The organism is Streptomyces sp. bgisy130 (genome assembly GCF_057708345.1).
Window position 1 is genome coordinate 1 of the sequence record NZ_JBYISA010000115.1, and the last position, 694, is coordinate 694.

1 protein-coding gene is annotated in these 694 nt (G+C 73.6%); it reads left to right on the plus strand.

Annotated features, from left to right (window positions below; all coding sequences use genetic code 11):
• Window positions 1-371 precede the first annotated feature (371 nt).
• Window positions 372-694: LysR substrate-binding domain-containing protein (locus tag AC3EUV_RS38370; protein WP_435604900.1), on the plus strand; the 323-nt coding region annotated here is incomplete at its 3' end.

The following is a 694-nucleotide window of genomic DNA, read 5'->3' on the forward strand; positions in this document are numbered from 1 at the left end:
GCCACCCGCAGCCAGTCCGTGGTCGGGTGGGCGTGGTAGAGCTGAGAGACATCACCCTCGAACCCCTGACGGCCGTGGTGCTCCTCGAAGGTACCCTCCGGCACCCGGGCATGGGCCTGGTGGGAGATCCGGCCCTGAACGTGCTTCGCGAACATACGGTGACTTCTCCTTGGGCGCCGGCACTCGCCAAGCGCCCCATCGGGTGGGTGAGTTAGAGGTAAGCGTGGCGTGGCGGTGGGCCGGGCAGTAGAAGCCCCGCCCTGCCACACCCGTGCCAGGCACGGCGGCGACGCGGCCCGACCGCTCACGCACCTCGCGGGGCCCGTAGGTGTTCGCGGCCACTGCCTCGCCACGTCACCGGCGACCTCGACATCGCCTTCGGCCGCCCCTTCGGCCTCGGCCGCCCCCTCGGAGCCGCCCTCGCCACCATGCCCGTGGGCCTGGACCCCATCGGCGTCATCATCCCCGCCGACCACCCCCTCGCCGACCGGGACCAGGTCCCCCTCGCCTCCCTCGCCGACCACCCGCTCCTGATCCACGCGGCGGACGAGTCCGCCGAGTGGCACGACTGGGCCGACCAAGCCGTCGCCGCCTTCGGCCTGAAGGTGGCGACACGCGTACGCGGCCACGGCCGCACCTCCGCTCTGGCCGCCGTCCAAGCCCTCCGCCACCCGGCCTTCGGCCGCGCCTCCGC